General features: G+C 67.3%; 29 protein-coding genes and 1 tRNA gene. 11 read left to right on the forward strand and 19 right to left on the reverse strand.

Annotation, left to right across the window (positions count from 1 at the left end; genetic code table 11):
* Window positions 1-6 precede the first annotated feature (6 nt).
* The 5 genes from secD to QLQ15_RS17385 form a co-directional block, all read right to left on the reverse strand.
* On the reverse strand, window positions 7-1,860 hold the full coding sequence (gene secD, locus QLQ15_RS17365) for a protein translocase subunit SecD (RefSeq protein WP_283214160.1): 1,854 nt from the start codon (window positions 1,858-1,860) through the stop codon (window positions 7-9).
* Window positions 1,861-1,915: 55 nt separating this feature from the next.
* On the reverse strand, window positions 1,916-2,254 hold the full coding sequence (gene yajC / locus QLQ15_RS17370) for a preprotein translocase subunit YajC (RefSeq protein ID WP_283214161.1): 339 nt from the start codon (window positions 2,252-2,254) through the stop codon (window positions 1,916-1,918).
* Window positions 2,255-2,365: 111 nt separating this feature from the next.
* The gene (gene tgt, locus QLQ15_RS17375; protein WP_283214162.1) at window positions 2,366-3,487 is read right to left on the reverse strand and encodes a tRNA guanosine(34) transglycosylase Tgt; all 1,122 of its coding nucleotides are present in this window, start codon (window positions 3,485-3,487) and stop codon (window positions 2,366-2,368) included.
* Complete coding sequence (gene queA / locus QLQ15_RS17380) at window positions 3,484-4,542, reverse strand: tRNA preQ1(34) S-adenosylmethionine ribosyltransferase-isomerase QueA (RefSeq protein ID WP_283214163.1); 1,059 nt, start codon at window positions 4,540-4,542, stop codon at window positions 3,484-3,486. Before queA ends, tgt begins: the two co-directional genes overlap by 4 nt.
* A 155-nt stretch (window positions 4,543-4,697) precedes the next feature.
* The gene (locus QLQ15_RS17385; RefSeq protein WP_283214164.1) at window positions 4,698-5,129 is read right to left on the reverse strand and encodes an Lrp/AsnC family transcriptional regulator; all 432 of its coding nucleotides are present in this window, start codon (window positions 5,127-5,129) and stop codon (window positions 4,698-4,700) included.
* A gap of 118 nt (window positions 5,130-5,247) precedes the next feature.
* On the opposite strand from QLQ15_RS17385, the gene QLQ15_RS17390 reads away from it, so the two are divergent.
* On the forward strand, window positions 5,248-6,744 hold the full coding sequence (locus QLQ15_RS17390) for an aminotransferase class III-fold pyridoxal phosphate-dependent enzyme (RefSeq protein ID WP_283214165.1): 1,497 nt from the start codon (window positions 5,248-5,250) through the stop codon (window positions 6,742-6,744).
* 105 nt (window positions 6,745-6,849) lie between these two features.
* Here QLQ15_RS17390 and QLQ15_RS17395 read toward each other — a convergent pair whose 3' ends face one another.
* Window positions 6,850-7,974: a phytase gene (locus QLQ15_RS17395; protein WP_432277865.1), complete on the reverse strand. Its 1,125-nt coding sequence runs from the start codon at window positions 7,972-7,974 to the stop codon at window positions 6,850-6,852.
* Between the two features lie 149 nt (window positions 7,975-8,123).
* On the opposite strand from QLQ15_RS17395, the gene QLQ15_RS17400 reads away from it, so the two are divergent.
* Together QLQ15_RS17400 and QLQ15_RS17405 are read left to right on the forward strand one after the other, a co-directional pair.
* Window positions 8,124-9,434, forward strand: coding sequence for a TonB-dependent receptor plug domain-containing protein (locus QLQ15_RS17400; protein WP_283214166.1), 1,311 nt, complete (start codon window positions 8,124-8,126; stop codon window positions 9,432-9,434).
* On the forward strand, window positions 9,434-10,453 hold the full coding sequence (locus QLQ15_RS17405) for a TonB-dependent receptor plug domain-containing protein (protein ID WP_283214167.1): 1,020 nt from the start codon (window positions 9,434-9,436) through the stop codon (window positions 10,451-10,453). The genes QLQ15_RS17400 and QLQ15_RS17405 overlap by 1 nt, the downstream gene beginning before the upstream one ends.
* Window positions 10,454-10,516: 63 nt before the next feature.
* Here the strand turns inward: QLQ15_RS17405 and QLQ15_RS17410 are convergent, their stop codons facing one another.
* Complete coding sequence (locus tag QLQ15_RS17410) at window positions 10,517-11,311, reverse strand: class I SAM-dependent methyltransferase (RefSeq protein ID WP_283214168.1); 795 nt, start codon at window positions 11,309-11,311, stop codon at window positions 10,517-10,519.
* Window positions 11,312-11,384: 73 nt separating this feature from the next.
* Here QLQ15_RS17410 and upp point away from each other — a divergent pair, with 73 nt between their 5' ends.
* Window positions 11,385-12,020: a uracil phosphoribosyltransferase gene (gene upp, locus QLQ15_RS17415; RefSeq protein ID WP_283214169.1), complete on the forward strand. Its 636-nt coding sequence runs from the start codon at window positions 11,385-11,387 to the stop codon at window positions 12,018-12,020.
* A 277-nt stretch (window positions 12,021-12,297) separates the two neighbouring features.
* Here the strand turns inward: upp and QLQ15_RS17420 are convergent, their stop codons facing one another.
* From QLQ15_RS17420 to rsmD, 9 genes are all read right to left on the reverse strand, one after another.
* Complete coding sequence (locus QLQ15_RS17420; protein ID WP_283214170.1) at window positions 12,298-12,699, reverse strand: GFA family protein; 402 nt, start codon at window positions 12,697-12,699, stop codon at window positions 12,298-12,300.
* 147 nt (window positions 12,700-12,846) lie between these two features.
* A complete protein-coding gene (locus QLQ15_RS17425) occupies window positions 12,847-13,197 on the reverse strand; it encodes a DUF805 domain-containing protein (RefSeq protein ID WP_283214171.1) in 351 nt (116 codons plus the stop codon).
* A gap of 110 nt (window positions 13,198-13,307) precedes the next feature.
* Window positions 13,308-14,036 carry a TMEM43 family protein gene (locus QLQ15_RS17430; protein WP_283214172.1) on the reverse strand — a complete coding sequence of 243 codons (729 nt, stop codon included), beginning with the start codon at window positions 14,034-14,036 and terminating at the stop codon, window positions 13,308-13,310.
* Window positions 14,033-14,923 (reverse strand): MBL fold metallo-hydrolase, encoded by an 891-nt coding sequence (locus tag QLQ15_RS17435; protein WP_283214173.1) that lies wholly within the window; start codon window positions 14,921-14,923, stop codon window positions 14,033-14,035. Before QLQ15_RS17435 ends, QLQ15_RS17430 begins: the two co-directional genes overlap by 4 nt.
* Before the next feature lie 128 nt (window positions 14,924-15,051).
* A complete protein-coding gene (gene ggt, locus QLQ15_RS17440) occupies window positions 15,052-16,764 on the reverse strand; it encodes a gamma-glutamyltransferase (RefSeq protein ID WP_345782437.1) in 1,713 nt (570 codons plus the stop codon).
* Window positions 16,764-17,018: a YfhL family 4Fe-4S dicluster ferredoxin gene (locus tag QLQ15_RS17445; protein WP_283214174.1), complete on the reverse strand. Its 255-nt coding sequence runs from the start codon at window positions 17,016-17,018 to the stop codon at window positions 16,764-16,766. The genes ggt and QLQ15_RS17445 overlap by 1 nt, the downstream gene beginning before the upstream one ends.
* A gap of 188 nt (window positions 17,019-17,206) precedes the next feature.
* A complete protein-coding gene (locus tag QLQ15_RS17450; RefSeq protein ID WP_283214175.1) occupies window positions 17,207-17,695 on the reverse strand; it encodes a hypothetical protein in 489 nt (162 codons plus the stop codon).
* A 63-nt stretch (window positions 17,696-17,758) separates the two neighbouring features.
* Window positions 17,759-18,262 carry a pantetheine-phosphate adenylyltransferase gene (gene coaD, locus QLQ15_RS17455; protein ID WP_283214176.1) on the reverse strand — a complete coding sequence of 168 codons (504 nt, stop codon included), beginning with the start codon at window positions 18,260-18,262 and terminating at the stop codon, window positions 17,759-17,761.
* 86 nt (window positions 18,263-18,348) lie between these two features.
* Complete coding sequence (gene rsmD, locus QLQ15_RS17460) at window positions 18,349-18,945, reverse strand: 16S rRNA (guanine(966)-N(2))-methyltransferase RsmD (RefSeq protein WP_283214177.1); 597 nt, start codon at window positions 18,943-18,945, stop codon at window positions 18,349-18,351.
* Window positions 18,946-19,010: 65 nt separating this feature from the next.
* Between rsmD and ftsY the strand changes: the two genes are divergently transcribed.
* The 4 genes from ftsY to QLQ15_RS17480 are packed head-to-tail and all read left to right on the forward strand — an operon-like array spanning window position 19,011 to window position 22,835.
* On the forward strand, window positions 19,011-20,210 hold the full coding sequence (gene ftsY, locus QLQ15_RS17465; RefSeq protein ID WP_283214178.1) for a signal recognition particle-docking protein FtsY: 1,200 nt from the start codon (window positions 19,011-19,013) through the stop codon (window positions 20,208-20,210).
* Window positions 20,211-20,230: 20 nt separating this feature from the next.
* Complete coding sequence (locus tag QLQ15_RS17470; protein WP_283214179.1) at window positions 20,231-21,493, forward strand: AsmA family protein; 1,263 nt, start codon at window positions 20,231-20,233, stop codon at window positions 21,491-21,493.
* On the forward strand, window positions 21,490-22,560 hold the full coding sequence (gene mutY, locus QLQ15_RS17475) for an A/G-specific adenine glycosylase (RefSeq protein ID WP_283214180.1): 1,071 nt from the start codon (window positions 21,490-21,492) through the stop codon (window positions 22,558-22,560). Before QLQ15_RS17470 ends, mutY begins: the two co-directional genes overlap by 4 nt.
* Window positions 22,561-22,562: 2 nt before the next feature.
* The gene (locus QLQ15_RS17480; protein WP_283214181.1) at window positions 22,563-22,835 is read left to right on the forward strand and encodes an oxidative damage protection protein; all 273 of its coding nucleotides are present in this window, start codon (window positions 22,563-22,565) and stop codon (window positions 22,833-22,835) included.
* A 2-nt stretch (window positions 22,836-22,837) separates the two neighbouring features.
* On the opposite strand, the gene QLQ15_RS17485 is transcribed toward QLQ15_RS17480, so the two are convergent.
* Entirely contained in the window at window positions 22,838-23,275 is a 438-nt protein-coding gene (locus tag QLQ15_RS17485) for a DUF6491 family protein (RefSeq protein ID WP_283214182.1), read from the reverse strand.
* A 172-nt stretch (window positions 23,276-23,447) separates the two neighbouring features.
* On the opposite strand from QLQ15_RS17485, the gene QLQ15_RS17490 reads away from it, so the two are divergent.
* A tRNA-Phe gene (locus tag QLQ15_RS17490) sits at window positions 23,448-23,523 on the forward strand.
* Window positions 23,524-23,633: 110 nt separating this feature from the next.
* On the opposite strand, the gene QLQ15_RS17495 is transcribed toward QLQ15_RS17490, so the two are convergent.
* Complete coding sequence (locus tag QLQ15_RS17495; protein ID WP_283214183.1) at window positions 23,634-24,116, reverse strand: SRPBCC domain-containing protein; 483 nt, start codon at window positions 24,114-24,116, stop codon at window positions 23,634-23,636.
* Complete coding sequence (locus QLQ15_RS17500; RefSeq protein WP_283214184.1) at window positions 24,113-24,454, reverse strand: ArsR/SmtB family transcription factor; 342 nt, start codon at window positions 24,452-24,454, stop codon at window positions 24,113-24,115. The genes QLQ15_RS17495 and QLQ15_RS17500 overlap by 4 nt, the downstream gene beginning before the upstream one ends.
* Before the next feature lie 607 nt (window positions 24,455-25,061).
* On the opposite strand from QLQ15_RS17500, the gene QLQ15_RS17505 reads away from it, so the two are divergent.
* Both QLQ15_RS17505 and QLQ15_RS17510 read left to right on the forward strand, forming a co-directional pair.
* Window positions 25,062-25,259, forward strand: a complete 198-nt coding sequence (locus tag QLQ15_RS17505) for a hypothetical protein (protein WP_283214185.1) — start codon at window positions 25,062-25,064, stop codon at window positions 25,257-25,259.
* Between the two features lie 64 nt (window positions 25,260-25,323).
* The gene (locus QLQ15_RS17510) at window positions 25,324-25,806 is read left to right on the forward strand and encodes an LEA/WHy family protein (RefSeq protein WP_283214186.1); all 483 of its coding nucleotides are present in this window, start codon (window positions 25,324-25,326) and stop codon (window positions 25,804-25,806) included.
* Window positions 25,807-25,825: the final 19 nt, after the last annotated feature.

Genomic DNA, 25,825 nt, shown 5'->3' on the forward strand with positions numbered 1-25,825 from the left:
ACCCGGTCAGATGGCCACGGACTTGAGCTTCTTGCGGCTGCCGTAGATCAGCTGCGCCAGGGCACGCGAAACGGTGATGGCGGTGAACATCGAGGCGAAGATGCCGATGATCATGGTCAGCGCGAAGCCCTTCAGCGGACCCGTGCCGAACACGTACAGCGCCACGCCCACGATCAGGCCGGTCAGGTTGGCGTCGAGGATGGTGCCGCCGGCCTTCTCGTAACCGGCCGCGATGGCGGCCTTTGGCGGTACGCCATGGCGCAGTTCCTCGCGGATGCGCTCGTTGATCAGCACGTTGGCGTCCACCGACAGGCCCACGGACAACGCCAGGCCGGCGAAGCCCGGCAGAGTCATGGTGGCGCCGAACACCGACATCACCGCGACCACGATCAGCAGGTTCATCAGCAGCGCCACCGAGGTGATCACGCCGAACATGCGGTAGTAGAGGGTGAAGAAGGCCAGCGTGAACACGAAGGCGTACAGCACGGCGGTGATGCCGCGCTTGACGTTCTCGGCGCCCAGGCTCGGGCCGATGATCTTTTCCTCGACGAAGTCCATCGGTGCGGCCAGCGAGCCGGAGCTCAGCAGCTTGGCGAGGGTCTCCGCTTCGGTCCGCTCCAGGCCCGTGGTCTGGAAGTTCTTGCCGAACACGCCCGCGATGCGGGTCGGCGACAGCGCCTCTTCCTTCACGCGGACGCTGCGCACTTCCTGTCCGTTGACCATGGTCACGGTCGGGATGCGTTCGATGTACACCACCGACATCAGCTTGCCGACGTTCTCGCTGGTGAAGTCGAACATGCGCTGGCCGGCCAGGCTGTTGAGCGTGATGTCCACCGCCGGCAGGCCGCCCTGGTCACGACCGAGCTTGGCGCCGACCATCTGGTCGCCCGAGGCGAGCACGCGCTTGCTCAGCAGGACCGGCTGGCCGGAGTCGCGGATGGTGTACAGCTTGGCGCCCGCGGGCACCACGCCGGTGCGCTGGGCGTCCTGTGCGTCGCCATCGACGACGGCACGGAATTCGAGCGTCGCGGTGGCGCCGATCAGGCGCTTGGCCTCGGCCGTATCCTGCACGCCGGGCAACTGGACCACGATGCGGTCCTCGCCCTGGCGCTGGATGATCGGCTCGGCCACGCCCAGCTGGTTGACGCGATTGCGCAGCGTGGTGACGTTCTGCTCGATCGCGCTGCTGGCGATCTGGCGCAGCTCCGCCTCGGGGACGGTCACCGTCACGGTGTTGCCGCTGACCTCGAAGGCCAGCGCCGGCATCAGCTTGGCCAGTTCGTTGCGGGCGAGCTCGCCGGCATTCTGGCCCGGAGCCGGACTGAGCACGGCGACGATGCTGTTGTTCGGACGACGCTCCACCGACTGGTACGCGATCTTGGCGTCGCGCAGGCTGACGCGGATGTCGTCGGCGTACGCATCCAGGCGCTTCTCCAGCGCAGCCTTCTGGTCCACCTGCATGACGAAGTGCACGCCGCCCTGCAGGTCCAGGCCCAGCACCATCGGCTGTCCGCCCAGGCGCGAGAGCCAGTTGGGCACCGTCGAGGCCAGGTTCAGCGCCACGGTGTAGTTCTCGCCCAAGACCGTGCGCAATGCGTTGCTGGCCTTGTTCTGTGCGTCCAGCGTGGCCAGGCGCACCATCATGCTTTCGCCTTCCACGGCCACGGACTTCGGCGTGACGCCAGCCTTGGTCAGCTCGTCCTTGACGCGCGCGCGCAGCGCGTCATCGAGCTGGCCGTTGCGGTTGGCCGTGATCTGGACGGCGGGGTCCTTCTGGTAGGCGTTGGGCAGTGCGTAAAGCACGCCCAGCGCCAGCACAAGCAGAATCAGAACATATTTCCAGCGAGAAAATTCAAGCATCGCGGCAACCCGCGCGCGCCGGAGGCGCACGCTCAAAAGGAATCGGAAAAAGGAATCAGGCGGACTTCAGCGTGCCCTTGGGCAGCACGTTGGCGATGGCGCCCTTCTGCACGCGGATGCGCACGTTGTCGGCGATCTCGACGGTGATGAAGTTCTCGCCGATGTCGGTGACGGTGCCGGCGATGCCGCCGTTGGTCAGCACTTCATCGCCCTTGGAGAGCTTCTCCAGCATCCCGCGATGCTCCTTCTGGCGCTTCATCTGCGGGCGGATCATGAGGAAATACATGACGCCGATGAGCAGGATCGGGAACAGCAGCGTGCTCCAGCCACCGGCACTGGGCGCTCCCTGGGCCTGGGCAAAGGCGGGGGAAATCACGAGGTCAAGCAGGTTCATACCGGTCATCCTGATCGAAAATTAGCGGGGGATTATGCCACGGGGCCGCCCGGAGCCTGTTCCGCGCCGCGCCATTTCCGCGACGCGCCCCGGCCAGACCCCTGCGCACCCTCAGGAGGCGTCCCCGACGGCGCGTGCGGCATAGAAGGACTGCCGGAAGGCCTCGAAGGTTCCCCCTGCGATGGCTTCGCGCATCTGCGCCATCAGCCTCTGGTAATACCGCAGGTTGTGCAGGGTGCCCAGCATGGGGGCCAGCATCTCGTTGCAGCGGTCCAGGTGGCGGAGGTAGCTGCGGGTGAAACCGTTGCTGCAGGTGTAACAGTCGCAGCCTTCCTCGATCGGGCGCATGTCGCGCTCGTACTTGGCGTTTCGCACCCGCACGGTGCCGAACGAGGTGAAATAGTGGCCGTTGCGCGCATTTCGGGTGGGCATGACGCAGTCGAACATGTCGATGCCGCGGGCCACACCTTCCACCAGGTCCTCCGGGCGGCCCACGCCCATCAGGTAGCGCGGCCTGTCGGCCGGCAGCTGGGGGCAGGTGTGTTCGAGCATGTGGTTGCGCTCGCCCTCCGGCTCGCCCACGGCGAGGCCACCGATGGCGTAGCCGTCGAAGCCGATGTCCTTGAGGCCTTCGACCGAACGCGTGCGCAGCTCCGGATAGACGCCACCCTGGACGATGCCGAACAGCGCCGCGTCGTTGCCTTCGTGCGCGCGCCGGCTGCGCTCGGCCCAGCGCAGGCTCAGCTCCATCGAACGCCGCGCGACATCCTCGGTCGCCGGGTACGGCGTGCACTCGTCGAAGATCATCACCACATCCGAGTCCAGCACCTTCTGGATGCGCATGCTCTCCTCGGGCCCGAGGAAGACCTTGCTGCCGTCGGTCGGCGCGGCGAAGGTCACGCCCTGCTCGGTGATCTTGCGCTTGTGCGCCAGCGAGAACACCTGGAACCCACCGGAGTCGGTGAGGATGGGACCGTTCCAGCGCGTGAATCCGTGCAGGCCGCCGTGATCGCCGATCACGTCCAGGCCCGGGCGCAGGTACAGATGGAAGGTGTTGCCCAGGATCATCTCCGCGCCGAGTTCGCGGACCTGCTCCGGCAGCACCCCCTTGACCGACCCGTACGTGCCCACCGGCATGAAGGTCGGCGTTTCCACGGTGCCCCGCGGGAAGGTCAGGCGGCCGCGGCGCGCGGCGCCGTCGGTGCCCAGCAGCTCGAACGACAGACGGCTCATGCCTGCGCCTCCGGTGCGGGGAACAGCATCATCGCGTCGCCGTAGGAAAAGAAGCGGTAGCGTTCGGCGATGGCGTGGTCGTACGCCGCGAAGATGCGCGCCTTGCCGGCGAAGGCGGATACGAGCATCAGCAGGGTGCTCTCGGGGAGGTGGAAATTGGTGATCAGGGCATCGACCGAACGGATGCGGTAGCCCGGCAGGATGAACAGGCGGGTCTCGCCGGCATAGGGCTGCAGGTGGCCCTCGCGCATGGCGCTTTCCAGCGCGCGCACGACCGTGGTGCCCACCGCGATCACGCGACCGCCGGCGGCGCGCGTGCGCTGGATCTGTTCGATCAGCTCTGCGCCCACGTTGAGCCACTCGCTGTGCATCACGTGCTGGTCGAGTTCGTCCACGCGTACCGGCTGGAACGTACCGGCGCCGACGTGCAGCGTGACGTGGCCGAACTGCACGCCCCTGTCCTTCAGCGACCGCAGCAGGGCTTCGTCGAAATGCAGCCCGGCGGTGGGCGCGGCGACCGCGCCGACCTCGCGCGCGAACACGGTCTGGTAGCGCGTGTCGTCGTCATGTCCGGCTTCGCGCTGGATGTACGGCGGCAGCGGCAGGCGGCCGGCGCGCAGCAGGTACTTCTCCAGCGATTCGGGCACGTGGAAGCGCAGGTGGTAGAACTCGCCCTCGCGGCCGAGCACTTCGGCCTCGCCGCCCGCATCCAGCAGGATGCGCGCGCCGGCCTTGGGCGACTTGCTGACGCCCAGCTGCGCGCGAGCCTCCGCGCCGCCGAGCAGGCGTTCGATCAGGATCTCGACCCGCCCACCGCTGGTCTTCTGACCGTACAGGCGCGCCGGGATCACGCGCGTGTCGTTGAACACCAGCAGATCGCCCGGGGCCAGCAGGTCGGGCAGGTCCCGGAACACGCGGTCCTGGAAGCCGCGGTCAACCGCGTCATCGTCGGCCGCCGGCGGAACCATCAGCAGCCGGCTGGCCGAACGCTCGGGCAGCGGCGCCTGGGCGATCAGCTCGGGCGGCAGGTCGTAATGGAAGTCGGATTTCTTCAAGGGAAGGCCGGCAGGACAGGCCGGTCGGTCGCGGGAGGCGGTCGACCATTGTAAGAGGTTCGGGCGGGTCGCCCGTGGCCCGGTGTTCGGCCCACCGTCATTCCCGTGCCACGCCCCTTCCCCGGCCTCCCCGCGCGGGAGAAGCACCAACGCCGTCAGCGTTCGAACTTCGCCGACAGGATGATGGCCGAGGTGGTCCGCTCCACGCCGTCGATCGCGCCAATGCGGTCGGTCAGCTCGTCCATCTCGCGCACCGTCGGCACCACGCCCAGTGCGACCAGGTCGAATGCGCCGCTCACTGAATGCAGGGCCCGCACCTCCGGCATGGCATGCAGCGAGGCCACGACGGACGGCATCTGCTTGGGCAGCACGGTGATCATGATGTGCGCGCGGATGTGTCCGCGCTCGGCATCGTCGTGGATGCGCACGGTATAGCCGTCGATCACGCCCATCCGTTCCAGGCGTTCGATGCGGCTGTGCACGGTCGTCCGCGACAGCTTCAGCCGGCGCGCGATGTCGGCGGTGGAGGCGCGTGCGTTCTCGCGCAGGACCGACAGGAGCTGCTGGTCGGACTCGGTGATCTTCATCCTGCCCACCATTTTCGTCTAAACGACGAAATTATCCATAATTTCGTACAAACCAGCACTGTCTATCGACGATTTAATTTCGATAATAGAAGGAATAGATCCGACCCGGAGAACCCCCATGGCCGTCATCGACCGTCTCGCTTCCCTGCGCGCCCATGGCGGCCGCCGCCGTACCGTGGGCCTGGACGACGCCACCATCGTCCGCTTCGCTGCGAGCCACGCCGAGCTGATCGAGGCGATCGAGGCCGCCGAGCAGGAATACCAGCGCCTGAAGGACGAATTCGCCGAACTGCTGGACCTGGACGAAGACGCGCAGGTGCACGCCGTCCAGGCTGGCTACGTGAACTTCTACCCGGACGACGCGGTGAACCCGTACATCGCGCTGGCCGCGCGCGGGCCGTGGGTGGTCACGCTGAAGGGCGCGGTCCTGCACGACTCCGGTGGCTACGGCATGCTCGGCTTCGGGCATGCGCCCAAGGCCGTGATCGCCGCGATGGCGCGCCCGCAGGCGATGGCCAACATCATGACGCCGTCGCTGTCGCAGCTGCGTTTCGAGCGCGCGATCCGCGCCGCCATCGGCGCTTCGCGCGGCGGCTGCCCGTACGAGAAGTTCTTCTGCCTGAACTCCGGTTCCGAATCGGTCTCGCTGGCCGCGCGCATCGCCGATGCCAACACCAAGCTGATGACCGATGCCGGCGGCCGCCATGCCGGCCGCGCGATCAAGCGCGTCGTCGTCAAGGGCAGCTTCCACGGCCGCACGGAACGCCCGGCGCTGTACTCGGATTCCTCGCGCAAGACCTACCTGCAGCACCTGGCCAGCTTCCGCGGCGAGGACTCCGTGCTCACGGTCGAGCCCTACGACGTCGACGCGCTGAAGAACGTCTTCGCCGACGCCGACGCCAACGGCTGGTTCGTCGAAGCGATGTTCCTGGAGCCGGTGATGGGCGAAGGCGATCCGGGCCGCAGCGTGCCGCCTGCGTTCTACGCCGCCGCACGCGAACTCACCCGCGCGCACGGTTCGCTGCTGCTGGTGGATTCCATCCAGGCCGGCCTGCGCGCGCACGGCGTGCTGTCGATCATCGACTACCCCGGCTTCGAGCAGCTCGATCCGCCGGACATGGAGACCTACTCCAAGGCGCTCAACGCCGGCCAGTACCCGCTGTCGGTGCTCGCCGTCGGCAAGCTCGCGGCGGGGCTCTACAAGAAGGGCCTGTACGGCAACACCATGACCACCAACCCGCGTGCGCTCGATGTGGCCTGCGCGGTGATGTCGCAGGTCACGCCGGCCTTGCGCGAGAACATCCGTGCACGCGGCGCGGAGTCGATCGCGAAGCTGGAGAAGCTCAAGGGCGAACTCGGCGGGCTGATCACCAAGGTGCAGGGCACCGGCTTGCTGTTCTCGTGCGAGCTCGATCCCCAGTTCAAGTGCTACGGCGCCAACTCCACCGAGGAATGGCTGCGCGAGCACGGCATCGGCGTGATCCACGGCGGTGTCAATTCGCTGCGCTTCACGCCCACCTTCACCATCACCAGCGAAGAGATCGACCTGCTGGTGGCGATGGTCGCGCGCGCATTGAAGGAAGGTCCGCGCGCGCAGCAGGCCGTCGCGGCCTGACGTTTCCGGGTTGTAGCGGCGGCGGGTGCGTTCGTCCCCCGGCACCCGCCGCCCTCCCCTCTTTCGATTCCTGCGTGACCGCGCGCGCACAGGCGCGCGCGTATCTCACGGCGCTATGCACTCCGGCAGCGACAGCGCCGCCGCGATGTCGCGCCAGTCGAACGCCGCCACGGCCTGGTCGTCGTCCACGGCGTAGAACACGCCCTGCGGGAAGCGTGCATCGGCACTCTGGTCCAACCACACACCATCGGTGTTGGCGGTCTTGCGCCCGGCGAACGCGCCCAGGTGCTTCAGCGTGACGCGGTCGAACACGTGGAACAGGCTGCGATCCTTGAACTGGTCGGTGGCGATCCAGAAACCGGTGCCTCCCGCGCAGCGCATCAGCGCCATGCCTTCGGCCTGCGCCTTGAACAGGTCCGCGCCGATGTCGCGACCGCGGTAGCGTCCGTCCAGTCCGTAATCGCGCAGGCGCGTGCCGGTGGCGACGTCCTCTTCGGCCAGCAGCAGGCGGTCGTGTTCGATGTCGCCGAACACCGATTCAGCAATGCGGATGGCGCCGTCCGCCGTGGTCTCGCCGAACGTGCCCATCAGCCGCGCGTGCCAGCCGTCCGGCACGCGCCGCAACTGGTAACGCTTGAAGCGCTTGTCCAGTTCGGCCAGCGGTGGCGGCACGTCCTCGTTCTGCGGCGACATGTAGTTGTCGCTGACGATGACCTCGATGCTGTCCTTCTGCGCGCGCACCCAAAGGCCGTACGGCTGCTTCAGGTCCTCGCTGCCGAAGGCGAGCAGCGGTTTGAAGTCCGGCAGCTGGAACATCTGCACGCGGTGGTTGTCGCGCTCCACCACCAGCACGTAATCGTCGATCACCGCGATGCCGTTTGGCCGCTGCAACTGCCCCAGCGCCGTGCCTGGCCCACCGACCGTGCGCAGCGTCGCACCGCTGACGCCGTCGTAGACGACGAGCCGGTCGCTGGCCTTTCCGGTGGCGATCAGCCAGCGCTTGCCATCGTGCGTGCGCCAGCTCGCCGGCGAATCGATGTTCTCCGCAGGCGTGGCGGCGGTGAGGAAGGCCTCGGTGACGACGCGGTGGGCGATACCCGCCTGGCTGAGCAACGGCTCCACCTCCATCGCCTCGTCCGGTTCGCGGTCCCGCTGCGAAGCGGTTGGCGCGGTGGTGGTGCAGGCAACAAGGCAGGACACAAAGGCGAGCGTGGCCAGTCGCAGCGACATGATTTCCCCTGGGACTTCGTAAGCAAAGCGCGAGTTTCTACGCATCGATTGTGACGCGGCTGTGTCAGGTAACTGGCGCGTCGTTGTCATCCTTCCGCCATGCGACGTGCGTACAACACGCCGCTTGTCTTGCATGTGGATGCAACTCGATGAAACGTAACCTGCTGTCCGCGGCGATGTCGCGGGCGTTGTTGTGCGCGCTCGTCGCGCCGATCAGCTTTTCGGTGATGGCCAATGAAGCACCGGCCGACGCCTCGCCCGACCCGAAGCAGCTCGACGCGGTGGTGGTGCAGGCCGACATCGCATACCGCAACCGCAGCGACGCGATCGCGCCGGTGCTGTCGTACGACCTGGAGTACTTCCAGCGTTTCGAGCCGCTCACCGTTGGCGACATGCTCAAGCGCGTGCCCAGCGTGGCCTTCGTGTCCGACATCCTGGAGTATGACGGCGCACAGCTGCGCGGCCTGGATCCGGGCTATACGCAGATCCTGATCAACGGCAAGAAGGTTCCGGGCGCGTCCAACGACCGCTCCTTCTTCGTCGACCGCATTCCGGCCGAACTGGTCGAACGCATCGAGATCATCCGCAGCACCAGCGCCAATCGTTCGGGCGATGCCGTCGCCGGTGCGCTCAACATCGTGCTGCGCGATGCGTACCAGTTCGACGGAACGTACGTTCGCGCCGGTGCCTTGCGCTTCGACGACGGCGAGGTCAAACCTACCTACGGTGCAGTAGCCAGCGGCCAGGTGGGCGAAGGCCGCCTGCTCGGCGGCTTCAACGTGCAGGGTCGCTACAACCCGAAGCGCAAGCGCAGCGACCGTTTCGAAGAGCCGGGCGGGGACTTCGTCGACCGCGAGGACCAGGACGACACGCGCGACGGCGACGACTACTCCGCCAACCTGTCCTACACGCGCGACATCGGCACCAGTCGGCTGTCGATCGACGGCTTCTATGTGCGCACCGACCGCACCGAAACCGAGCATTCGCTGGAGTTCAACGACCCCACCAGCACCCTTCGCGACAACCTGCTCTCGATCAACGACCAGGTCGAGAAGATCGACCAGGACAACTGGTCGCTGGGCCTGGAATACGTCTTCGACATGGCCGGCGGGCGCACCGAGTTCGACCTGGACTACGCCCGCTTCGACGACGACACCACCTCCACGGAAGAGCAGACCAGTTTCGACGATGGCGACACCCCGCCGTCCTTCGACGAGCGCGAGGGCACACGCGAGATCGCCACCCTGCGCGACCGCGAAGCGACGTCGAAGCTTGCGCACAAGCGCGCATGGGGTACGACGACGCTTGAGTTCGGCGCGGACTTCATGGACAAGCGGCGCGACACGGCGCTGGCCGTGAGCGAGGTCGACACGGACGAGGAAGGTGCGGCATTGCCGCCGTACGATGAGTTCGAGCGCGCCGCCAGCCGCATCGAAGAGCAGCGGATCGACCCTACCTGATGGTCTCGGGCCGCTCCGGCGCGTTGGCATGGGAAGCGGGCCTGCGCTACGAGACCACCGACGTGGATGTGTCCGCCGACGGCGAGGACGACAGCAACGATTACTCGGTGCTGTTGCCATCGGCTCACCTCAAGTGGGACTTCACCGACGCCGACCGCCTGCTCTTCTCGGTGGGCCGCACCGTTCGCCGCCCGAACTTCGACCAGGTGTTGCCGCTGACGCTGGAGGGGGAATTCGGTGACAACGACTTCGCCGGCAATCCGCAACTCGATCCGGAGCGCGCATGGGGCGTGGACTTCGGCTATGAGCGCCGTCTCGGCACGCGCGGCGTGTTCGGCGTGAACGTGTTCTATCGTGACGTGAAGGACCTGATCGAGATGGTCAACACGGGCGAGCCCAGCGCCACCGCACTGGACGACTACGACGACGAGGTCGAGGAATTCCTCGATGACAATCCCGGCGCGGACGAGAACACGCCCGGCTTCCCCGAGTTCGACCCGGACAGCTTCGTCTATACCGCGCGCAACGTCGGCGATGGCAAGGTCTACGGTATCGAGTTCGACCTGTCCACGCCGCTCACCGCACTCGGCCTGCCCGACACGGGTCTGTTCGTGAACTACTCGTGGCTGGACAGCACGGTGGACGACGCCTTCGGCGAACGTCGCTTCAACAACCAGGCCAGTTACGTCTACAACGTCGGATTCATCCAGGACATTCCCGAATGGGGCATGTCGTTCGGTGCCAGCTATCGGCGGCAGGGCGATGCGTACTCGCGCGTGCTCGCCGAGGAAGTCACCACGCGCTACGACGGCGACCTGGAGGTATTCGTGGAGAAGCGTTTCGGCGAGCGCATGTCGGTCCGCCTGACCGGTTCGAACCTGCTGGATGCCTCCAAGGTCGAAGCCTTCAACAAGTTCGACAATGCCGCCGACCAGCTGTCCCGCGATTTCGACGAGTTCGAACTGGAACGCGAATCGTCCGGCCCGGTGTACCAGCTGATCGCGCGTTACTCGTTCTGAGCGACCGTCGCGCAGGCCGTGGTCGGGGGGCCACCCGCCTGCGCGGCGTCATCGCAGAACCACTCACGCACGCGCGGCGAACAGAAGCGCGTGCATCGGCACGCTGATCTTTCCATGATGGAGCTGGCCGGCAATGGCATCGGCCAGCTTCGTTTCCGCCGCGCGCGTCAGCGCCGCGCGCGCGGCATCGTTGAGGTGCTGCGTCACGGGAATCGCCGCGGCGATCACGTCCACTTCCATCGCGACGAACCCCTGCGGGTCGCCGAATACCGCATGCATCGATCGTGCGGCCAGGTCGATGTCGCGGAAGCCGGCCATCTGCAGCAGCATGCGCAGCTGCTCGGCATCGCCGAGGCAGAACGGGGCTGCGAGCGCGGGGATTCCGATCAGCTCGACCAGCACCTCGTTGAAGCGCGCCCAGAACGGATGCCTGTCGAGGTTTTCCCACACCGCCAGCGCGATCCGTCCCTGCGGGCCCAGCACGCGATGGGCCTCCTTCAGCAGTGCGGTGCGGTCGGGCACGAACTGCAGGCCGTGCTGGCACAGGACCAGGTCGAAAGCGCCATCGGCGAACGGCAGCGTCGTCGCGTCGCCCTGCTGCCACTCGATGCGCAGGCCTTCCTGCGCGGCTTGCGCCTGTGCGACCTCCAGCATCGCCGGATTCAGGTCCATGCCGGTCACCCGACCACCGGAACCGACGCGCCGGGCGGCCAGGCGGGCGACGATGCCCGTCCCGCATGCCAGGTCGAGCACGCGCTCACCCTCCTGCGGCCGGGCGAGGTCCAGCAGCACCTCCGCCCAGGGCCGGAACAGCGCTGGCACGATCTCGCGCTCGTAGGTGATTGCCGGGTTGGCCATCGCGCCTCCTCGCGGCAACGTCCACGCGCCGCCGCCGTGCTCACCCTACCCCCGCATGCGCTAGGCTTGCGCGATGAAAATCGTCGAAGTCCGTCATCCCCTGGTGCAGCACAAGCTCGGCCTGATGCGCGTGGGCGAGATCAGCACCAAGGAGTTCCGCGAACTCGCCTCCGAGGTCGCGACGTTGCTGACCTACGAGGCCACCGCCGACCTGGAGACCGAAGAGGTCATCGTCCAGGGCTGGGCCGGACCGGTGACGACGCGGCGCATCAAGGGCGCCAAGGTCACGTTGGTACCCATCCTGCGCGCGGGACTGGGCATGCTGCCCGGCGTGCTGGAACTGATTCCGGCGGCGAAGGTGGGCGTGGTCGGCCTGCAGCGCGACGAGAAATCGCTGCAGCCGGTCGGGTACTACGAAAAGCTGACCGGCCGCATGGACGAGCGCACAGCGATCATCCTCGATCCGATGCTCGCCACCGGCGGAACGCTGGTGGCTACGGTGGACATGCTCAAGGCCGCCGGCTGCAGGCGCATCAAGGGCCTGTTCCTGGTGGCGGCACCGGAAGGCCTGCGCGTGCTCGAATCGCGCCATCCCGATGTCGAGGTATTCACGGCATCGATCGACGAGCGGCTCAACGAGGTCGGCTACATCCTGCCGGGCCTGGGCGATGCCGGCGACAAGATCTTCGGCACGCGGCACGAACGCTGAAGCCGGGCCCCGGTTTCCGCACATGCATCGACGAAGGGGAACGTCGCGTCCCTGGAAAAGCTTGCCTCCCGCGCGGCGATGCATACAGCGGGTGATCAGGGGAATTGGGGTGCGTCAGCGTCGTCTCACGACGGGCCGGCCGCGCACGGAAGGCAAGACGTGCAGCCTCGCATCGCAAGACTGACGCGCAAATCAGAACTTTCCGAAACCGCACAGGCAGGGCTTGAGCCGCGCGCACCTCGTGACGAGGCGCGACAACGGCCCAACGCAGACCGCCTCACCAGTTGTTGCGGCCGTCCATCTTCTCCACGGCGATCGCCGACCAGTCGAGGTCGTCGACCAGTCGCAGGTTCACCGCGTAGATGCGTTGCTGCGGCACCGTGTTCGCGGTGACACCTTCCTTCGGGGTCCCGTCCGCGTTGTAGGACGACGCCCAGTCGGGTGAGTCGCCCCAGGTGTGCATGCCGCAGCGGCCGCAGAAGTGATGGCGGTTCATGCCGGTGGCCGAATAGGTCTGCTCGTCGTCCTGCGAGACGAACAGCAGTTCACCGGGTTTGTAGTAAGCCCACACGGCGCCGGTACGCGCGCAGAACGAGCAATTGCATTCCTTCGCCGCGCGTGGGATTTCCGCCGCCTGGATCTTCGTGGCGCCGCAATGGCAGGACGCGATGAGGGGCATGGCACGACTCCTTTCCGGGTGGAGTCCGCAGTATGGCGCGGGCTGCTGACAGGGTCTGGCAGCAGCGAGCGCCGGAAAGGAAAACGGCACGCCCGACCGGAGACCGATCGGGCATGCCGTCGTACTACAGGCCAGGGCTCTGGAACGTCAGCCGGCGGCCTTCGGGTCTGGCCCGAACGCATTCGGACCGCGCACGCCCTCCTGCGCCAGCAGGTAGATCAGGTACAGCCCGACCAGCGGGATGAGTCCGATAAGGATGAACCAGCCGCTCTTGCCGATGTCGTGCAGGCGACGCGCCGTCACACCCAGTCCCGGCAGCAGAACCGCCAGAGCGTAGATGCTCCCGATCCACGACTGTTTGATCAGGCCAGCGACAAGCCCGATGCACAGCGCCAGGATCACGTTGACCAGCAGGAACATCCAGTACTCCTTCCGGCGGGCGCGACCCGCGAAATCGAAGTAGTGGTTGCGCACGACCTTCAGGTACCACTCCATCATTCACCCCAGCTTTCGAAAGATCGAAAAACTAGAGGTGCGAGGCGCGATCCGGAATCAGACGTTTCGTATTCGCGGGGCTCCGAGCCCGACGCGTGTCGTCCCGACCAGACTCAATGGGCCCGGCGACGCATCCGTCGCCAGGTCAGCGCAGCCAACGCCAGCGCGGCCGCACCTGCGAGCAACCACGGCAGCAGCTTGCGATCCTGGCCCGGCGGCAGTTCCACGACGGCCGATGCGCGCGCCGCGGTCAGCGCCTGCGCGGCTGCCGCCGGCGTGAGTTGCCATCGGCCATCGCGCAGTTCGACCTTTCCTTCCAGCGATGGAAGGTGCAGCTCACGCCACTGGATGCGCAGGTCGCCGACCTGCGGGTCCAGCGGATTCTCGGCACTGCCCAGCCCATCGCCTTCCGGCTGGAACGACGCGGCCAGATTCGCCGGAAGGCGCGAGAAGTTGGGGCGGAACACGCGCCATTGACCCAGCGTCTGCAGCACCTGGAGGTCGATCGGCCGGCCGTCGAGTGTGGCGTCCTGAGACCACCACCGGCGCTGCTCCAATGGAACGCGCTTCGGGTTCTCGTGGCCCGCCGGGAACGACGACGAATCGATCGGCGCGGTGTGCCACACGCGTGTGTATCCGTCCGCACCCGCACGCCACTGGTACATCTCGACCTGGCGTTCCAGACCGAACTGTCGCGTGGCCACGCCGAAGTCACGGTCGCGCAAGGCCTTGCCCGCGCGCGGCGGATCCATCGGCTCGTCGGCGGTCGCCTGCGCCGATACCGCGCCCGTCATCAGTACGGCGGCCAGCGACAGCGCGGCGGCCGCCAGGTGCGGCTTCATGCAGCCAGTGCCCTGGCCTGCAGCTCCGGCACTTCGTGCGCCGTGCCGAACTTGCCTTTCTCGTCCTGTACGACCTGCGCCAACGCGCACTGCGGGTCGTGAGTGAAGAACAGGTGCACATTGCGGCGCAGCTTGTCGGACAGGAACGCCTTCTTCTCGTCGATCAGCAGTTCGGCGTTGCGGTCGTAGCCCATGGTGATCGGCACGTGCACCCACGGACGGCCCGGAATGAGGTCCGCACAGAACACCACGCCCCCGTGCGCTTCGTTTCCGACGACTTCCGGTCCCACGATCTCCGAAAGCATCAGCCCCGGCGTGTGGCCGTCGCTGTAATGGAAACGCACGGTGCTGCCGAGCGTTCTGGAGAATTCGCCGTCGACCAGTTCAAGCCGGCCGCTACCTTCCAGCAGGCCGGGCAGTTCGGGAATGAAACTCGCACGGTCGCGCGGATGTGGTTGCAGCGCGCGTTCGTAATGGCGACGGCCGACGACGTAGGTCGCGTTGGGGAACATCAGCCGGGGTGCCTGGCCTTCCGTCCATGGCGCGAGCAGGCCGCCGGCGTGGTCGAAGTGCAGGTGCGAGAGCACGACAACGTCGATGTCTTCGGGTCTGAAGCCGGCGGCGGCCAGCGACTCCACCAGCACGTGGCGGTCTTCCACCACGCCGTAGCGCTCGCGCAGTTTCGGTTCGAAGAATGCGCCGATACCGGTTTCGAACAGCACCGTCTTGCCATTGAGCGGCGAGGCCAGCAGTGCGCGGCACGCCAGCTCGATGCGGTTCTGGTCGTCCGGCGAGGACCACTTCGCCCACATGGCGCGCGGCGCGTTGCCGAACATCGCGCCGCCGTCGAGCTTCTGGCTGTTGCCGAGAATGGACCAGAGTTTCATGGCGTCACCTTGCGAACGGACGCTGCGATTTTAACGCCGTGACGATGGAATCTCGAATGACCGGGCACACGCGGACCGCGGCGCGGGCCGGCCATTCCCGGGGAGAGCGAAGGCCCCGAACGGGACCTTCACTTCACCAGCACGTCCGCCTTGCCCACCGGGTTGCGCGGGTCGGTGCCGCCTTCCAGCGTATTGGTGCGCTTGTCCCACGACACCGTCTGCAGGTTGCCCCAGGGACGCTCGGCGGCGTTCACCTTGTGGCCCATCGCTTCCAGCGCCTTGACCGTTTCCGGCGACAAAGCGCCCGCCTCGGCCGAGATCACGTCCGGCATCCACTGGTGATGGATGCGCGGCTTGGCGGCCACCTGCTGCGCGCTCAGTCCCTGGTCGTAGCCCAGGATGCCGATCAGCACCTCGGTGATGATGCGGCTGCCGCCCGGGGCTCCGAGGACGGCCAGCCTGTCCTTCGATTCGATGAAGCTGGGCGTCATCGAACTGAGCATGCGCTTCCCGGCCTGCGGCGCATTGGCGGCGAAACCCATCACGCCGAACGCGTTGGGCGTGCCCGGACGCAGTGCGAAGTCGTCCATCTCGTTGTTCAGCAGCACGCCGGTGCCGGGAGCGACCAGACCCGAGCCGTACAGCAGGTTCACCGTCTGCGTGGTCGAGACGCGATTGCCGTCGGCATCGAGGATGGAGAAGTGGGTGGTCTCATCGTCTTCCAGCGGAGCCGGCACGCCCGGCAGCAGATCGCTGGGCGTGGCCCGGGACGGATGGATGCTGGCGCGCTGCCCCGCGGCGTAATCGGCGCTGATCAGCCGTGCCAGCGGCATCTTCACGAAATCCGGATCGCCCAGGTACAGCGTGCGGTCGCGGAATGCACGACGCATGGACTCGACGATCACGTGCGTGCGCTGCGCCTCATCCAGCTTCGCCAGGTCCCAGCCCGACAGCATCTGCAGCATCTGCGCGATGGCCACGCCGCCCGACGACGGCGGCGGCGCGGTGGTGACCTGCCAATCGCGATAACGGAAATGCAGCGGCTCGCGTTCCTTGACGCGATAACCGCTGAGCTCCTCGGCTCGCCATTGCCCGCCTTCTTCCTTCACGGACGCCAGCAGCTTCTGCGCGATCTCGCCCTTGTAGAAGCCGTCGAAGCCCTTCTGCGCGAGCAGTTCCAGCGTGCGCGCCAGGTCCGGTTGCTTGAGGACCTCGCCGGCCTTCGGCGGCGTGCCGTCGGCCAGGAACACTTCGCGCGTGCCGCGATAACGCTCCATCACCTCGCGACGGCTGGCGTAGCCGCGCTCCAGTCGTGGGTAGACCTCGAACCCTTCACGTGCGATGCGGATCGCCGGCGCGAGCGAGGTCTTCAGCGGCAGGCGTCCGTACTTCTGCGACACGTGCACCAGTGCGGCCGGAAGGCCCGGGATGCCGGCCGACCAAGGCCCGTTGGTGGCGCGATCGTTGTCGAGCTGCCCGTTCGTATCGAGGTAGGCCTGCGGCGTGGCCGATGCGGGCGCGGTTTCGCGCGCGTCGACGAAGACATCCTTGCCGCTCTTCGCATCGTGCAGGAGGAAGAAACCGCCGCCACCGATGCCGGAGCTGATCGGCTCCACCACGGCGAGCGTGGCCGACACCGCGACCGCGGCGTCGAATGCGTTGCCGCCCTGGCGGATCATCTCCATGCCGGCGTCCGTCGCCAGCGCATGCGCGGATGCGATGGCCGCGCCCGGCGGCTTCGCCGTGGATGCCTTCTGTGCCGCCTGGAGCGGGAACGTTGCGGTGATCAGCAAACCTGCACTCAACGCGCCGGCAGCCAGCGCGCGCAACGTCATTCGCATCAGCGGTTCTCCTGTTGCAACCGGGCCAGCTTGGCCAGCAGCTGCTCGTTGGATTCGGGATGTTCCGGGTCGGGGTCGATGCACTCGACCGGACAGACGACCACGCACTGTGGTTCGTCGAAATGGCCGACGCATTCGGTGCAGCGCGCCGGGTCGATCACATAGATCGTCTCGCCCTGCGAGATCGCCTGGTTCGGGCAGGCCGGTTCGCAGACGTCGCAGTTGACGCAGAGCTCGTTGATCTTCAGGGACATGCACGCATTGTCGCATGGCGGCCCGCGGCAGGCCCTTTCGCGAAGGGACGCTGTGTTGCGAATCGGGGCGAACCGTCGAAAAAAGAACGGGCCCGCAATGCGGGCCCGTTCCAACGCGCTGGATTCCCGTTTTCGCGGGATGACGTTCCGCCAGGGGCGTGGCCGCTGCGCGGCCACGCGGCGTCACGTCACTTGGCTTCGATGAACTCGAACTTGGCGCCCGACGGCTCGACGGCCGCCTTGACGCGGTCGGCGTCGGCCTGCGCACCGATGAACATCACGCGCACGCCCTTCATCGTGCCCGGGGCGGCCTGGGCGAACGAAGCGACGGCCAGGTCGGCCGACTTGGCCGAATCCTGCGAACCGAAGGCCAGCAGCGTGCCTTCCACGCCACCGCGGGCGACGTCGCTCTGCGCCTTCTCGAGCTGGCGGGCGTACTCGTCCTGGAAGGTGGCGACGGCCGGGTCCGGCAGCGTGTACAGGTAGACGTTGGTGGCGCCTTCGATGTTGCGCTTGACCACTTCGGTCAGGTACGTGTCCCACGCTGCGCCGTCCTTGGTGGTCGGGGCGGCCAGCGGCGCTTCGGCGACGGCGGCGGTCTCGGCCTGCTTGTTGCACGCGGCCAGCAGCGGCATGGAGAGGCAGGCGATCAGCAGCAGGCGGGTGGTGGTCTTCATCGGGTTCCCCTTGGTTTTATTCGGGTGACAGGTGGTGTGAAACGTTGGATCCGGCGGGCCGGATCAGCGAGGTTGGCGTTGCCATTGCGTCTGCAACGCCGCTGCGACCGCCGGCGGCACGAAACCCGAGACATCGCCGCCGAGGCGGGAGATCTCGCGCACCAGCGAGGAGGAAATGAAGCCGTACTGTTCTGCGGGGGTGAGGAACAGCGTCTCCACTTCCGGAATCAGGTGGCGGTTCATGCTGGCCAGCTGGAATTCGTACTCGAAGTCCGACACCGCGCGCAGGCCGCGCAGCAGCACGCCGGCACCGACTTCGTCGACGAAGTGCGCCAGCAGGCAATCGAAGCCGCGGACCTCCACATGCGCATGGTGCGCCACGGCCTCGCGGGCCAGGCCCACGCGCAGCTCCAGCGGAAGGGCGGGCCCCTTGGCCGGGCTTTCGGCCACGCCGATGATCAGGCGTTCGAACAGCGGCGCAGCGCGGTCGACCAGGTCGATGTGGCCGTTGGTGATCGGGTCGAAGGTGCCGGGGTAGACGGCGATTCGGTTTCGGGCCACGGTCATTCTGGGTCAGGCGTTGGCACCGGAGTCAGGGTCGCCCGGCGAGGCCGGCAGTGTAGCAGCGGCCGCCCCGCGCGGGCGCCGGTGCACTAGGGTGTCCGGCGATAGAGCGCATAGCGCACCTCCCGGGTGCGTCCCTCGCGGTGCAGGCGCCAGTCCGCAGGCAGCGCGAAGGCCGCCTCGTGCGGCGCCTCCACGTACAGCCATCCGTCGGGACGCAGACGCGTCGTTACCTGCGGCAGCACTGCTTCCCACATTCCGGCCGCGAACGGCGGGTCGACGAAGGCAAGGTCGTACGCCCCTTCGGGCTGGGTCGCCAACCAGGACAGCGCATCGCCCTGGACGACGCTGGCCGCCTCGCCGCCGGGCAAGCGCGCCGCCACCGCGCGCAGCGCCGCGGCGAGCGTCGCATCGCGTTCGACCAGCACCGCGGAGGCCGCACCGCGCGACAGCGCCTCCAGTCCGAGCGCACCGCTGCCGGCGAACAGGTCCAGCACGCGCGCGCCGGGCAGCATCGGCATGAGCCAGTTGAACAAGGTCTCGCGAACACGATCGGACGTGGGCCGCAGACCCGGTGCATCGGGAACGCTCAGCCGCGTGCCACGCCAGCGTCCGCCGATCAGCCGGACCTTGCCTTCGACGTTGGAGGCGCCCGGTCGAGGCCGGCCTGGAGTCGGTTTGTTCATCGGGGACGCGCGGGGGCCGGTGCTAGCATGTGTGCATTCTCGCGCATTCCCCCACGCCCCCCTCGATGCTCAGCTTCTTCCGTCGCAAGAAACCCCAGACCCCAGCCGATGCGGCCAAGCCCGGGAGCGCGCAGGAGCACTACAGCGTCGAGGAACTGGCCGCGGCTTTCCCCAACACCGACGAAGGCGAAACCGTGGCTGAGCCGGTCACGGAGCCGGCGCCCCCAGCGTCTGCTATGGAGCCCGTTCCCGCGGAGATCATCGCCGCCGCGCTGGAGGTCGAACCCACCGCCACCGTAGCGGCCGCGGAGCCGGTCGAAACCACGCCTGCCGCTCCCGCCCCCGCCGGCAAGCCCGGCTGGCGCGAACGCCTGCGCGGCAGTGGCTTCGCGCGCAGCTTCAGCGGCCTGTTCTCGCGCCATCCGCGCCTGGACGACGACCTGCTCGACGAGATCGAGACGGCGCTGATCACCGCCGACGTGGGTGTCACCGCCACTTCGCAACTGATCGAAGACCTGCGTCGGCGCATGAAGGCGCGCGAGTTCGCCGATGCGAACGCGCTGCTCGCTGCGCTGCGCGGCGACCTGCTGGCGATGCTGGCGCCGGTCGCCCAACCGCTGCAGATCGACACCCAGGCCAAGCCGTTCGTGCTGCTCACCGTGGGCGTCAACGGCGTGGGCAAGACCACCACCATCGGCAAGTTGGCCAAGCGCTTCAAGGACGAGAACCGTCCGCTGATGCTCGCCGCCGGCGACACCTTCCGCGCTGCGGCGGTCGCGCAGCTGCAGGCCTGGGGCGATCGCAACGGCGTGCCCGTCGTCGCACAGGGACAGAACGCGGATGCCGCGTCGGTCGCGTTCGACGCGCTGCAGGCGGCGAAGGCGCGCGGCACGCAGGTGTTGATCGCCGACACCGCAGGCCGCCTGCATACGCAACAGGGCCTGATGGCCGAGCTGGGCAAGATCAAGCGCGTGCTGCAGAAACTGGATGCGTCCGCACCGCACGAAGTACTCATGGTCATCGACGGCACGACCGGCCAGAACGCGCTCTCGCAGCTGCGACAGTTCCATGCTGCCGTTGGCGTGACCGGCCTGGTGGTGACCAAGCTGGACGGCACCGCCAAGGGCGGCGTGGTGTTCGCACTCGCGCGCGAGTTCGGCATTCCGATCCGCTACGCCGGCATCGGCGAACGTCCGGAGGACCTGCGCGTGTTCGACGCAGAGGCCTTCGTCGACGCCCTGCTGCCCGAGAACCTGGGCGCCTGACGCCCGTCGCCCGTCCGCGAATGGCCGCGCCGGATCCCGTCCCGCCATCGCGCCGCCGCCGGGTCGCGCTGATCGTGCTGATCGGCGTGCTGGTGCTGTTCGCGTTTGCATTGCACTGGGTGTCGCGGCCCGACCGTGTCGCCGGGCTGATCCTGTCGCAGGTGGGCAAGGCGCTCGGCCTGGAGATCACCGCCAGCGGCGCCAGCGAATACCGGCTGCGGGGCGTTCCCATGCTGACCATCCGCGACGTCGTCGCGCGTCAGCCCGGCGCGGCGACACCCCTCCTTCGGGCCGAGCGCATCCGCCTTGAACTGCCGTGGTCGACGATCCGCGCGCGTGGCGCGGACCTGACGGTACGGCGCATCGAACTGGACGCACCGCAGCTCGACATCGCCGCGTTGCAGCGATGGCTGGCGACGCGCCCGCCGACGAAGGAAACGCGCATTCCCACGCTCACCGATGGCCTGCGCATCGTGCGCGGGCGCGTGACCGGCGATGGCTGGAGCGTGGACGCGATCGATGCGGACCTGCCCCGACTGCATCCCCGTCGCGCCGCGCACGCGCGCCTGCGCGGTCGCGTCATCAGCGGGACGACGCGAATGCCCTTCGACGTGCGCGTCGCCCTGACACGCCCGGCCGCACGCGCGGGACTGGGCGTCGTCGGCGACCTCACGGTGCAAGCGCCGACATGGTCGCTGCCCACGCGCACCAGGCTGTCCGGCCGGCTGCACAACGGCGACGATGGCATCGGCCTGGACGACCTGCGCATGGGATCGGACGCGACCTGGCGCAACTCGGGCACGGCGCTTCCCTTCACGTTCGGTATCGCCGGACCGGCACGCTTTCGTGAGGGCGAGCTGCGCATCGCACCTCTGGGCACGGTGCTGTGGGGCACGGGCGTGATTCCGCGCCTGGAAGCCATCGGCGCGTTCGGCTTCGGCCCGCAACTGCAGTTTCAGCTGCGCGGCACGCTGCAGGCATGGCCGCGTTCGTGGCCGGCGCTGCCCTCGCCGCTGTCGGAGTCCACATCGCCCCTGCCCTTCACGCTGGGCTATGCAGGGCGCGGTGATCTCTCCGGCCTCGCCATGCTGGGCCTGCAGCGCGACGGCGCGGAGTTCGACGGCCGCTTCCACCTGCCTGACGTGCTTGCATGGGTCGACACCTTCGATCGCGGCTCGCCGTTGCCGCCGTTGCGTGGACGCCTTTCCGCCCCCACGCTGGTGATCTCCGGCGCGACCCTGGAAGGCGTCGAAGTGGAATTCAGCGAAGACACCCCGCAATGAAGCCGACCAACGATTTCGCCACGCGCCTGCTGGCGTGGTTCGACGTGAGCGGGCGCCACGATCTGCCGTGGCAACACCCTCGCACGCCGTACCGGGTGTGGCTGTCGGAGATCATGCTGCAGCAGACGCAGGTGAAGACCGCAGCGCCGTATTTCGAACGCTTCGTCGCCGCGCTGCCGACACTGCGCGACCTCGCCGCGGCGCCGCTCGACGACGTACTCGCGCTGTGGTCCGGGCTGGGCTACTACGCCCGCGCGCGCAATCTGCACGCCGCGGCGAAACTGTGCATGGAACAGCACGGTGGCGAACTGCCGCGCGACGTCGAAGCGCTCAAGGCGCTGCCTGGCGTGGGTCGAAGTACGGCAGCGGCGATCGCCTCGCAGGCCTGGAACGACCGGCACGCGATCCTCGATGGCAACGTCAAGCGCGTGATGTGCCGCTATCACGGTGTCGAGAGTTTTCCGGGTCTGCCTGCGATCGAAAAACAGCTGTGGGAACTGGTCGACGCGTACGTCGCCGATCCTGCCCTGCCCGATGCCCGCATGGCCGATTACACGCAGGCACAGATGGACCTGGGCGCAACGTTGTGCACGCGCAGCGACCCCGCCTGCGTGCTGTGTCCACTGCAGAGCGATTGCGTGGCCCTTCGCGATGGCCGTGTCCAATACCTGCCAAGGCCGCGAATCTCGAAGAAGACACCACAGAAGTACGCGCATGTGTTGTGGGCGGAAGATCCGCAGGGCCGCATCCTGATGCAGCGCCGGCCGCCGACCGGCATCTGGGCCTCGCTTTGGACGCTGCCACAAGCCGACGACGAGCCGCTCGCACGCGACTGGTTCCAAACGCACCTGTCCGGCGAGTTCGCGCACGCGGTGCCGCTGCCGGCCATCGACCACGCGTTCAGTCATTACCGACTGAGGATCACGCCATTGCACTGGCGCGGCATGCAGCTGCGCGGGCGGATCGGCGACAATGACGCGCTGCGCTGGGTCGCGCGCGACGAGCTGGACCTGCTCGGCATTCCTGCCCCGATCCGCAAACTGCTGTTGACCCGTCCGGACGCCTGATCATGCCGCGCACTGTGTACTGCGAATACGAGAAACGCGAAGCCGAAGGGCTCGACTTCGTGCCCTGGCCCGGTGAGTTGGGCAAGCGCGTGTTCGCGCACATCGGCAAGCCCGCATGGGCGGCGTGGCTCGCGCATCAGACGATGCTGATCAACGAGAACCGCCTTTCGCCCATGAACCCGCAGCACCGCGCCTTCCTGGAAGGCGAGATGGTGAAGTTCCTGTTCGGCGGCGATGCAGCCAAGCCCGCCGGCTACGTGCCGCCGGCGGAATAAAGTCAGGCCTTGTCGCGCTCAGCCATCTGCGCCTGACGCTTCTCCTGTTCGGCGGCACGCAGCGCCTTGACGTCGATAGGGCGGATTTCCCTGATCCAGCACGGCACATGGCGCACCGCGCTGCCGAGTACGAGCACCTTGTCGAAACGCGAGTACACGCGCCCGAACTGGTTGGTCACACTGATGGCGTTGGCGAAGTCGAGGTCAGTGCAGGTCGCCTGCAGTTCGAGCAGGTAGACCTGGCTGGGACGCGTCCACACCGCCAATGCGGTGTTGCCCAGCGGCGTCCAGCCGTCGAGCTGGCCGAAATACTGGAAACTCGGAACCGGTGCGCCGGCATGCGCGCGATACAGCGCCAGACGGTCGGCGTCGGTGAGGCGGTCGCTTGCGCATCCGCCCAGGACGAACGTGGCCAGCACGGCAAAAACGAAGGATTTCATGGGGCCTCCCGGCAGCATCGGCGCTGCCCATCCAATCGTCGATTCCATCATGCGACCGCCGACAAAGCCCCGCCACCGCGTCGCGCGCGGCCGTTCAGCCGTCATCCGGCTTGCCATGTGGATTCGTCCTCCGTATCATTCCGCTCCTCGCACGGCCTGACCGTTGCGGAATGGCCGGGTAGCTCAGTTGGTAGAGCAGGGGATTGAAAATCCCCGTGTCGGGGGTTCGATTCCCTCCCCGGCCACCATTCAAATTCCAAGCCCTGCAAGCTCTCCAGCTTCGCGGGGCTTTTCGTTTCTGGCCTCTCGGATTCGCGAGCCCTCGGACACGGTCAGCGCCCGCGGGTTTCGCTCTGGGCTATCGCAACGACATCACGTGCTCTACGAACTGGTCGACGGCCATCTCGGTGCCCTGCTGCCATCCGGACGCTTTGTTTTCCTGGAAATCGGCTTCGTCCCGATGCAGTGCCGTGAAGACGTAGCGGGTTCCGGTTCCTTCGGCCTCCATCGTGACGATGGCAGTGATGGGGATGTCGTCGAACACCGCCGGCCGATAGCCGGGAAACAGCATGGACGTCCAGACGAGTCGCTCCATGGGAACGACGTCCAGGAAACAGCCCAGGTGCGGAACCTCCTGGTCCACCTGCGTTGTGAGGCTGAACCTGCCGCCCGGTCGCACATCCATCTCGCAGTCGTAAACCGCGCCCCAAGCCTTGGGCATGTACCACTCCTTGAGGTGTTCGGGCTTGGTCAATGCCTCCCACACAAGATGCCTGGGCGCATCGATGAAACGCTCGAGCACGAAATCGGTCTTGGGATTGATCTCGAAGCGCTTGCTCATGACTTCGACTCCTTCTGTTTGAGTTGCTTGACGTACTCGTCGAACCGATCCAGCCGGGACTCCCACGCCTGACGCCGCTCGGATAGCCAGTGCTCGGCGACCTTGAACCGTTCTGGCGCGATCTCGTACGTCCGCACCCGCCCCCGCTTCTTCGACTTCACCAGCCGGCTGCGTTCGAGCACCGATAGGTGCTGCACGAACGAGGGAAGTTTCATGTCGAAAGGCGCCGCCAGCTGGGTGACGGTGGCTGGTCCGAGGGACAGCTGCTCCAGGACTCTTCGCCGAGTCGAATTGGACAGCGCATAGAAGACATCGTCGGCGACAGCGGAGTGGACCATTTCGGCACCAGATTGGTCGGAAGCCCGATCTGGCATCGAGTTCTATCACCGGATAATACTTAGGTCAACACCTAACTATTTTCGATCCTGCGGGGCCGGCTCAGCACGCCAAGACGGCGGCCGTGGCTGCCCAAATCCGCCGGCCGTCGGCACTTCCCTGCGGGCGTCGGCCCGCTGCTAGGATGCCGATACCGGAACAGGGGCCGGCTCTCATGCATGCAGCCATTCACCAGGTACTGGTGTATGCCTCCTTCGGCGGCGGTGGACTGGTCGCCGCGGCCGTGGTCGTGCGCGCTTTCGGGGCGCATAGTGGGGGCGAAAGCGCTTTCTTCCTCAGAAATTGGCTGAGGTGAGCGCGGGCCATTTCCCGGGACGAAGTCCGGCCTGACCGGTCCAGCCGGTCCGCCGGAATGTGCGGGTAAGAAAATTCCTACCCAACCCTGCACAATTGCCCGATGGCGTTGCGCGAGGTTCACGAGCGATTCTTGGCCACGCCCCGGCAGCCCGGCCAATGCGCAAGCACGGATGCTGCTCAGCAAAGGAAAATGGCCGTCACCGTGAGCAGGTGATCAGCTGGGCCGGGGCGCTTTCTCCTCTCCTGCATCGCATGGACGACGATTTCGAAATGTTGGCCTCCGACGTCCGCGAGGATTCCGCACCTCGCGCCAATGCCGAGCTCTCAGCTTCCGTTCGCAGCTATCGCCGGATGCGCGCCAAACGCACCCTGCTCGGCTATCTGGCGGTCTGGAGCGTCGTGGCAGCCCTGGCCCTGATCGCCCAGGCCGTAGCCCCCGCAGCGAGCTGACGCGTCGCACCGGCGGCGCCATGCGCCGTAGTATCCTCGCCGTCCCATCACGCGGAGCGGCGGCATGAAGGCACGGCACTGGACACCTTGGCTGGCGCTTGGTCTGGCAGCGCTGCTGGCCGGTTGCGTTTCCGGTCCGGTTCGCCGGGTGTCCGAACCCTCCGCCCGCATTCAGCAGCTCACGGTCCGCGCCGACGGCAACTGGTCGATCGAGCTGCGGATCGAGAACTTCAGCAGCGTGCCGATGCGCTTCGATGCGGTTGACCTGCACCTGTCCGTCGCCCAGCAGGCGGACGCCGGACAGGTTCGCGCGCAGCCCGCGCTGTCCATCGGCCCCGAATCCGCCGACGTGATCACGGTGACGCTGATGCCGCAGGTGTCCGGCAAGATCGCCGCCGCCGACGCCCTGGCCGCCGGCCGCAGCGTGCCCTACACGTTGAGCGGCCGCATCGACGCCACGCCCGACCAGGGCAAGCCGCGCGTCTTCAACATCGAACGCAAGAGTGAGCTGAGCCCCGCGCCGGGCTTGCCCGGCGTCCTGCGCTGATCCGATAGGCGATCCGCCG

The organism is Lysobacter stagni, from assembly GCF_030053425.1.
Lineage (GTDB): Bacteria > Pseudomonadota > Gammaproteobacteria > Xanthomonadales > Xanthomonadaceae > Lysobacter_J > Lysobacter_J stagni.